The organism is Mycobacterium sp. TH-M106, from assembly GCF_057473765.1.
Genome location: NZ_JBYCLE010000150.1, coordinates 1 through 5,933 on the forward strand (window position 1 = coordinate 1; position 5,933 = coordinate 5,933).

Below are 5,933 nucleotides of genomic sequence, written 5' to 3' on the forward strand. Positions count from 1 at the left end.
TGGCCGACTTCCTCTTCGACGACGAGCGGGCCATGGTGCGCATCGACATGAGCGAGTACGGCGAGAAGCACTCGGTGGCTCGGCTGGTCGGCGCACCACCCGGCTACATCGGCTACGACCAGGGCGGCCAGCTCACCGAGGCGGTGCGTCGGCGGCCCTACACGGTGGTGCTGTTCGACGAGGTGGAGAAGGCCCACCCGGACGTGTTCGACGTGCTGCTCGCCGTGCTCGACGAGGGTCGGCTCACCGACGGGCAGGGCCGCACCGTCGATTTCCGCAACACCATCCTGGTGCTGACCTCCAACCTGGGTTCGGGCGGCAGCGACGAGCAGGTGATGGCGGCGGTGCGTGCCACGTTCAAGCCGGAGTTCATCAACCGGCTCGACGACGTGCTGATCTTCGACGCCCTCAACCCCGACGAGCTGGTCCAGATTGTCGATATCCAGCTCAAGCAGCTGGATAAGCGGTTGGCGCAGCGTCGTTTGCAGCTTGACGTGTCGCCGGCGGCAAAGGAATGGCTGGCCCAACACGGGTTCGACCCGGTCTACGGCGCCCGCCCGCTGCGCCGGCTGATCCAGCAGGCCATCGGAGACCGGCTGGCCAAGATGCTGTTGGCCGGTAACGTGCATGACGGCGACACCGTTGCGGTCAACGTCAGCGCCGACGGTGAATCACTGACCCTGGGCTGACGCGCCCGATCGTTTGACAGTCGGGATGCGGCTCGGTAGCTTGGCGGCCACACAGAAAGCATTCCGGTTATCGTTGCCGCTGCGATCCGGCGGGGGGTTTGTGGTGTCACGTCGTCAACGTCGCGTGGGTCGCGCGGTCGGTGCAGGTGCCGCTGGGGCGTTTCTTGCCGCGCAGTTTTTGGGGGCGGCCCCGCTGGCCGTGGCGCCGGACGCGCACGCCGACATCGAGGACCTGATCGCGCCCATCATCGACGCCATCGGCCAGGCCGCCGCTTCCGTCGACCCGGGTCTCGCGGAGCCCGCCGCCGCGGCTGCGGCACCCGCCGCCGATGCGTCGACAACCGCCGATGCGTCGACGAGCGCCAGCATCCCGCTGACGGTGGAAGCCGGCACCAGGCCGGTGGTGGACATCTCGGTGGGCGACGGCACACAGGTTCCGGTCCTGGTCGACACCGGGTCCGAGGGCCTCGTCCTGCCCTGGTACGACATCGGCCTACAGGACCTCGGCTTCCCGACGAACATCGGCATCGGCTCGTACACCAGCGGGGTGGACTACCTCTACGTCACGGTCCCGACGACGGTGGACTTCGGGGGGATCGTCACCGGGCAGACCGACGTCGACGCCGAGTTGTTCAGCTGGCCCGCAAACCTTTCGGACCTGTTCAACCCCTCCTACTACACCTTGACGGGCTTGTTCGCCCCCGCGAATATCGACGGCTTCCTGGGTATTGGGCCCAACGCCGATCTCCCGAGCACCACTAGTCCGATCGAGGCGCTGCCGGGTGACCTGAACCAGGGCGTGCTCATCGACGAGCAGAACGGCACGCTGGTGTTCGGCCCGAACCCGCTGACCGGGTCCGAGGATGTGGCCTCGGTCGCCGGATCGCCGTACACCACCGTGTACGTGTCGATCGACGGTGCAGCGCCGCAAAAGGTCGCCGCGATCGTCGACTCCGGCGGCGCGTACGGCAGCATGCCGTCGTCGCTGCTGGCCAGCGCCCACGTCACGCCGAATGCCGACGGGGATGTGCCGAACGGAACGACCATCGAGGTGTTCAACTCCGAGGGCCAGCCGCTGTACGTCGACGACGTGGCGAACGGGGACGGCCCGACGGTGGTGTCGGGATCGACGATGAACACCGGGTACTGGCCGTTCATCGAGCGGCCGGTGTACATCTCCAACAGCCCCTCCGGTGTCGGCACCACATACTTCGGCACCCCGTATCCGCCCAGCAGCTGACGCGGGCGTTCCCGCCCGGCCCCTGGGTCTGGCAGCGGCGTCCCAGGGCGTCTTGATGCACGGTTGTGACCTGCTCGCATTCGTCTCTCCCGGCGGCGAGCGGATACGCTAGGCGCAATGGTCCCGCTCTGGTTCACGCTGTCGGCGCTGTGTTTCGTCGGCGCCGGCGTGCTGCTCTATGTCGACATCGATCGGCGTCGCGGGCGTGACCGGCGTCGTCGGTCGTGGGCCCGGTCGCGCGGTTTCGACTACGAACCGGAGTCCACCGAGATCCTGCAACGCTGGAAACGCGGCGTGATGTCGACGGTGGGCGACATCACGGCACGCAACGTGGTACTGGGTCAGATCCGTGGCGAGGCGGTGTACATCTTCGACCTGGAAGAAGTCGCGACGGTGATCGCGCTGCACCGCAAAATCAGCACCAACGTCGTGATGGACCTGCGGCTCAAGGGACTCAAAGAGCCACGGGAGAACGACATCTGGCTGCTCGGCGCTATCGGCGCGCGGATGGTGTACTCCACCAACCTCGACGCAGCCCGTCGCGCCTGCGACCGTCGGTTGGTCACCTTCGCCCACACCGCACCGGACTGCGCCGAGATCATGTGGAACGAGCAGAACTGGACCCTGGTTGCCATGCCGATCACCACCGGCCGCGCCGAGTGGGACGAAGGCTTGCGGGTCGTGCGCCAGTTCAACGATCTGCTGCGGGTGCTGCCGCCGACTCCGCAGCGATCGCCGCGGGCACAGTCGGCGAAACGTCGTAATGCGGCACCGAGCCGGCCGCTGGTCCCGCCCGAGCAGCCGGCTGAGCCTCGCCGCGACGTGAGCTCCCGGGCCGGCGCTGTCGCGCCGCGTCCGCCGACGACCCGCAACGGCCGGCAGGCACCGCACTACCAGCGCTGACACTCCGACGATCCGCTGCGCTCGGCTCCGTCGCGCCGACGATCGCCGCTACGCTGTCGGTTATGGTGCCCCCCGCAGCCAACACGGCCTTGATCACCGGGGCAAGGTGATCGCCGCACCTAGGCCCTCGTGACCGGGCACGCTGATCATCTCGGGCCCACCGAGTGGGGCGCACCGCCGGCCGGCGTCGGTCCGTGGCCGGGGCAGCCGCCGGCCGACCCGCGGTACGATCCGGCGTTGTTGCGTGAGGGCGATGCCCGCAACGTCGTCGACGCCTACCGGTACTGGACCCGCGAGGCGATCATCGCCGACATCGACCGGCGTCGACACCCGCTGCACATCGCGATCGAGAACTTCGGCCACGACGCCAACATCGGCTCGGTGGTGCGCACCGCCAACGCGTTCGCCGTGCACACCGTGCACATCGTCGGACGGCGGCGGTGGAACCGGCGCGGCGCCATGGTCACCGACCGCTACCAGCGGCTGCGCCATCACGACAGCATGAGCGAGCTGCTGGATTTCGCCGCGGACGCCGGCCTGGTGGTGGTGGCGGTGGACAACGTGCCCGGGTCGGCGCGACTGGAGCAGACCAGCCTGCCGCGGGACTGCCTGCTGGTGTTCGGCCAGGAGGGCCCCGGGATCAGCGGCCACGCTCGCACGGGAGCCGATCTGACGGTGTCCATCGCTCAGTTCGGCTCGACCCGCAGCATCAACGTGGGTGTCGCCGCCGGAATCGCGATGCACACCTGGATCACCCAGCACGCCAACATCGACAGCGCCTGGTGATGGGCAGCCCTGCGATGTGCGCCGCCATACTTCGCGTCAGGATCATGCGCCGCCCATGCCGGGTGAGGCAGGATTTACCTCCATGGGCCAGGTATGGGCGAACCGGGCGGCCAGCGCCGAAGCCGCGGTCACCGAACGACATCTGAAACGGCTCTGGCATCTGCCGGGCACTCAGCTCGGCGTGGTGGCCTGGCCGCCGGCGGCGCGCCGTCGGCCACGGCACTGGCACTACTGGTGGCAGGCGCACCTCCTGGACTGTCTCGTCGATGCGGAACTGCGCGATCCGCGGCCGGAGCGGGTGGCCCGGATCAAGCGGCAGATCCGATCACAGCGGATCCGCAACGGCGGATCGTGGGTGAACGACTACTACGACGACATGGCGTGGCTGGCCTTGGCCATCGAGCGCGCCAGCCGCGTGACCGGCATCGACCGGCATCGCGCGTTGGACACACTGGCCGGCCAGCTGTTCACCGCGTGGGTGCCCGAGGATGGTGGCGGCATCCCGTGGCGCAAGCAGGACCAGTTCTTCAACGCCCCGGCCAATGGACCCGCCGGCATCTTCCTCGCCCGCTACGGTCGGTTGAGACGGGCCGAGCAGATGGCCGACTGGATCGACGCAACCCTGATCGACCCGCAGACCCATCTGGTGTTCGACGGCATCAAGGCCGACTCGCTGGTGCGCGCAGAATACACCTACTGTCAGGGCGTGGTGCTCGGGCTGGAAACCGAGCTGGCCGCTCGCACCGGCCCGAAGGCGGGCGGACGGCATGCCGCCCGGGTCCAGCGGCTGGTCGCCGCGGTCGAGAAGCACATGGCGCCGGGTGGGGTGCTCACGGGCGCCGGTGGCGGCGACGGCGGCCTGTTCGCCGGGATCACAGCCCGTTACCTGGCGCTGGTCGCTACCGCGCTGCCGGGCGCTGCCGCCCGGGACGCTGGGGCGGCTGCGGCCCGCGACGCTGCCCGAGCGGTGGTGCTGTCGTCGGCGAAATCGGCGTGGGAGTACCGGCAGACGGTGGACGGACTGCCGCTGTTCGGCGCGTTCTGGGACCGCGCCGCTGAGTTGCCGGACGCCGACGGCGCGGCGGCCGAATTCGTCGGAGGCGCGGTGCGCGCCTCCGAGGTGCCCGAACGCGACTTGTCGGTGCAGCTGTCCGGCTGGATGCTGATGGAAGCCGCCCACAGCGTGGCGGCACAGTAGGTTCACCGCGTGGCAGAACCAGCACCGATCGTCCGGGTGCCGCTGCGGGCGCGCCCGCCGAGAGTGAAGTTGTTGCCGAAAAAATCCCGAAATTTCGCAACGGTTTCACGCTCGGCGCAGAAGATTGGGTCGCTCAGACCGCTTGCTCGGGTTCGGGCAGCGCCTCGGCGTCGTCGGCGTTACTGCGACGGCTGCGTCGCCGGGCCAGATACACCTTGCCCGCCGAGACCAGGGCCGGCAGCAGCGACACCAACAGGATGCCCAGGATGATCGGTTCGAGGTGGTCGGTGATGCCAGGCACCTTGGTGCCCAGGAAGTACCCCGCCAGCGTCATCCCCCCGCCCCACAGCAGGCCGCCGACGATGTCGAAACCCAGGTACACCGGGTACCGCATGTAGGACACCCCGGCGATCACCGGTACGAACGTCCGGGCGAACGGCACGAACCGCGCCAAGACGATCGCCGCCGGCCCGTATTTTTCGAAGAATGCGTGCGACTCGGTCACGTAGTGCCTCTTGAAGAAGCGGGAGTCTTCCTTCTTGAACAGCGCTGGCCCGATCCGGCGCCCGATGAGGTATCCGGTCTGGTCGCCCAGCACCGCAACGATCGCGACGGCCGGCGCCAGCACCCGGATGTCGAGGGTGCCGCCGGCGGCCAGCAGGCCACCGGTGACGAGCAGCGACTCGCCGGGCAGCAGCGGGAAGAGCAGGCCCGTCTCGGTGAAGACGATCACCAGGATCGCGGGCAGCACCGCGGACGCGAACAAGCCCTGCGGGCCGATCCAGTACCACGGGTCGACCAGGTCAGGCAGGGCGACGATGGTGCTGGTGGTGCTCATCACGCTCTAACATACCGGTGGTGGTCAGGCGGGCCGGTCAACGCGACCGCAGCCTTGGGATAGTGGGGGACAGTGGGCGCATACTGGGGCCACATGGAATTCGCCAGGAGGAAGCTGCTATGCCTATCGCAACACCCGAGGTTTACGCCGAGATGCTGGGACGTGCCAAGGAGAACTCGTACGCCTTCCCGGCGATCAACTGCACCTCCTCGGAGACCATCAACGCCGCGGTCAAAGGCTTCGCCGACGCCGGCAGCGACGGCATCATCCAATTCTCTA

General features: G+C 68.5%; 7 protein-coding genes. 6 read left to right on the forward strand and 1 reads right to left on the reverse strand.

The genetic code is table 11. From position 1 onward, the window contains the following. From AC2VOP_RS05390 to AC2VOP_RS05410, 5 genes are all read left to right on the forward strand, one after another. The coding region (locus tag AC2VOP_RS05390) for an AAA family ATPase (protein WP_486959990.1) at positions 1–689 on the forward strand (689 nt) is incomplete at its 5' end. Between the two features lie 124 nt (positions 690–813). Next, entirely contained in the window at positions 814–1,929 is a 1,116-nt protein-coding gene (locus tag AC2VOP_RS05395) for a PecA family PE domain-processing aspartic protease (protein WP_486959991.1), read from the forward strand. A 117-nt stretch (positions 1,930–2,046) separates the two neighbouring features. Then, positions 2,047–2,832, forward strand: a complete 786-nt coding sequence (gene ttfA, locus AC2VOP_RS05400; RefSeq protein WP_486959992.1) for a trehalose monomycolate transport factor TtfA — start codon at positions 2,047–2,049, stop codon at positions 2,830–2,832. A gap of 129 nt (positions 2,833–2,961) precedes the next feature. Next, a complete protein-coding gene (locus AC2VOP_RS05405) occupies positions 2,962–3,618 on the forward strand; it encodes a TrmH family RNA methyltransferase (RefSeq protein WP_486959993.1) in 657 nt (218 codons plus the stop codon). Positions 3,619–3,700: 82 nt separating this feature from the next. Then, a complete protein-coding gene (locus tag AC2VOP_RS05410) occupies positions 3,701–4,816 on the forward strand; it encodes a glycoside hydrolase family 76 protein (protein WP_486959994.1) in 1,116 nt (371 codons plus the stop codon). A 133-nt stretch (positions 4,817–4,949) separates the two neighbouring features. Here AC2VOP_RS05410 and AC2VOP_RS05415 read toward each other — a convergent pair whose 3' ends face one another. Continuing rightward, positions 4,950–5,654 carry a DedA family protein gene (locus AC2VOP_RS05415; protein WP_486959995.1) on the reverse strand — a complete coding sequence of 235 codons (705 nt, stop codon included), beginning with the start codon at positions 5,652–5,654 and terminating at the stop codon, positions 4,950–4,952. Positions 5,655–5,773: 119 nt separating this feature from the next. On the opposite strand from AC2VOP_RS05415, the gene AC2VOP_RS05420 reads away from it, so the two are divergent. Next, on the forward strand, positions 5,774–5,933 hold a 160-nt coding region (locus AC2VOP_RS05420; RefSeq protein ID WP_486959996.1), incomplete at its 3' end, for a class II fructose-bisphosphate aldolase.